This is a genomic window from Neorhizobium sp. P12A (genome assembly GCF_008365395.1).
Classification (GTDB): domain Bacteria; phylum Pseudomonadota; class Alphaproteobacteria; order Rhizobiales; family Rhizobiaceae; genus Rhizobium.
Map to the genome: position 1 here is coordinate 1 of NZ_QOVX01000059.1, position 2,509 is coordinate 2,509.

At 60.0% G+C, this 2,509-nt stretch carries 3 protein-coding genes; all 3 read right to left on the reverse strand.

What is annotated here, in order from left to right:
• Nucleotides 1-9: 9 nt before the first annotated feature.
• On the reverse strand, nt 10-1,629 hold the full coding sequence (locus DTW90_RS36795; protein ID WP_132521869.1) for an IS66 family transposase: 1,620 nt from the start codon (nt 1,627-1,629) through the stop codon (nt 10-12).
• A 75-nt stretch (nt 1,630-1,704) separates the two neighbouring features.
• The gene (gene tnpB, locus DTW90_RS36800) at nt 1,705-2,049 is read right to left on the reverse strand and encodes an IS66 family insertion sequence element accessory protein TnpB (protein WP_112969780.1); all 345 of its coding nucleotides are present in this window, start codon (nt 2,047-2,049) and stop codon (nt 1,705-1,707) included.
• Nucleotides 2,046-2,432 carry a transposase gene (locus DTW90_RS36805; protein WP_132521865.1) on the reverse strand — a complete coding sequence of 129 codons (387 nt, stop codon included), beginning with the start codon at nt 2,430-2,432 and terminating at the stop codon, nt 2,046-2,048. Before DTW90_RS36805 ends, tnpB begins: the two co-directional genes overlap by 4 nt.
• Between the last annotated feature and the right edge of the window lie 77 nt (nt 2,433-2,509).

Consider the following 2,509-nt stretch of genomic DNA (forward strand, 5'->3'; position numbering starts at 1 on the left):
CGTAAGCGGTTAGCCGATGGCGTCAGGCTTGAAGTTCCATGGCATAAGTGCCTCGAGCTCGGATACTGGCCAGCCTTTCGCGATGCGGGTCAAGGTCTGGGAAAGCCAGTCGAGCGGATCGACTTTGTTCATTTTGGCCGTCTGGAGAAGCGTGGCCAGCGTCGCCCAAGTCCGTCCACCGCCCTCGCTGCCGGCGAATAGACTGTTCTTTCTCGTAATTGTTTGGGGCCTGATCGCGCGCTCGACGATATTGGAGTCAATTTCGATCCGGCCGTCCGTCAGGAAACGCTCCAGTGCTTCGCGCCGGGTGAGCGCGTAACGGATTGCTTCGGCGGTCTTGGACTTGCCAGAGACCTTGCCCAGCTCCTTCTCCCAAAGATCAAAGAGTTCGGAGACGATTGTTGCAGATTTTTCCTGACGCAGCATGGAACGGCTGTCGGCATCCCGACCGCGGACATCATCCTCGATGCGCCACAGCTCGGTCATCGCGATGATCGTGTCCGTTGCAGCCTTTGAGACACCACTGATGTGAAGGTCGTAAAACTTGCGGCGAAGATGCGCCCAGCATCCTGCGAGCCGGATCGTTTCATTGCTGCCGTCTTTGGCACGCGTCTTGGCGAGACTGGTATAAGCCGAGTAGCCGTCAACTTGCAGGATGCCGCTGAATCCGGCGAGATGACGCACCACGCAGTCAGCGCCCCTACTGTCCTCAAACCGATAGGCCACCATCGGCGGGCTGGTTCCGCCATAGGGTCTATCATCGCGAGCATAAGCCCAAAGCCAGGCCTTCGTCGCTTTCCCCGAACCGGGCGCAAGAGTGGGTAAGGTCGTTTCGTCGGCGAAGATCCTTTCACCCTCCTTGACGCGCTCAAGGATGTAATCGGCGCAAATCTGAAGTTCGAAGCCCAGATGCCCCATCCACTGGGCCATCAACGATCGGCTGATCTCGACCCCGTCGCGTAGATAGATTGCCTCCTGCCGGTAAAGCGGAAGGCCGTCGGCGTATTTGGAGACGGCGATATAGGCGAGCAGCCGCTCCGTCGGCAGGCCGCTTTCGATGATGTGCGCCGGTGCCAAAGCCTGGAGCACGCCATCGTGGCCGCGGAAGGTGTATTTGGGGCGGCGCGTCACGATGACCCGGAACTTCGGCGGCACGACATCCAGCCGTTCGGAGCGGTCCTCACCGATCAGGACCTTTTCCAAGCCCACGTATTCAGCAGGGATCTCCGGCTCGATCACTTCCTCGATGCGTTCGAGATGAGCGGCAAAACCCTTGCGCGGACGTGCTGCCCGTTTCGGCTTGTCCTTGGCCGCGTGATCAAGCTCGCTCTGGATTGCCGAAAGGCCGGTCTCGACTTCCTCGAAGGCAAAGGACACCTGCTCGTCATTGACACCACGGCGCAGTCGCTCGGAACGGGTGCCATGTTGGGTACGCTGCAGAACCTTCAGGATCGATGTGAGGTTGGCAATCCGCTCGTTGGCGCTCTTCTCCACCGCCTCCAACCGGGCGATCTCAGCTTCAGCGGCCTTCAGTCGGGCTTCTTTCGCAGCCTGCTCGCGCGCCATCGCGAGGACCATCGCTTTCAGCGCGTCAACGTCGTCCGGCAGGTCGTGAGGGGGCAAATCCATGGCAATGAGTAGAGCACAAAAACAGCCGTTTTCCCAACCATTACAGCGGCATGATTCATCTTGCCGCAGGCGCTGTCAGCCCGTCAACAAGGGTCGCCTGACCTTGGCCGGGCGGATCTTTTTCCAATCCATTCCGGCCAGCAACGCCATCAGCTGAGAATGGTCCAGCCGGATCCGTGCCGCCGATATGCCCGGCCAGCAGAAGCCCTGATCTTCCAGGGTTTTCGAATAGAGGCAGACCCCGCTGCCATCCCACCAGACAATGCGAATACGATCGGCCCGTTTCGAGCGGAAGACGTAAAGCGCGCCATTGAAGGGATCGAGACCGCCATCCCGCACCAGCGCCATCAACGAGGCGGCCCCCTTGCGGAAGTCGACCGGCTGGCACGACACATAGACCACCACACCCGAAGCGATCATGCCTTGCGAACCGCCCGTAGAACCCTCACCAGGTGATCGGCGTCAAAATCGCCGCCGACGCGCACGACCATATCCGCAATGACAATATCGACCGAGCCGTTGCTTACCGTTTCAACGCGCGCGAACTTGATCTGATTGCCCGTTCCCTCTGTCAGGGGTGCAACAACGCCCGATGCCAGTGCCTTGCGACGCCACCCATAAAGCTGCGAGGGATCCAAGCCTTCAGACCGGGCAACCGCCGAGACATTGGCCCCAGGCTGCAGCGTCGCGGCGACGATCCGCGCCTTTTCGTCATCCGACCAGTCCCGCGGCTTGCGTCGTCTTCGCACGGGCTCCGCGGTCAAAATCTCAAAGGTTCGAGGCTGATTCACACTATCACTCATAGGACTCTCCGCATGACTCATGCAGAAAATCGCCGATCAGCAGTCCGAAAGATACGTGGGATGGCCTACGCGCTTAC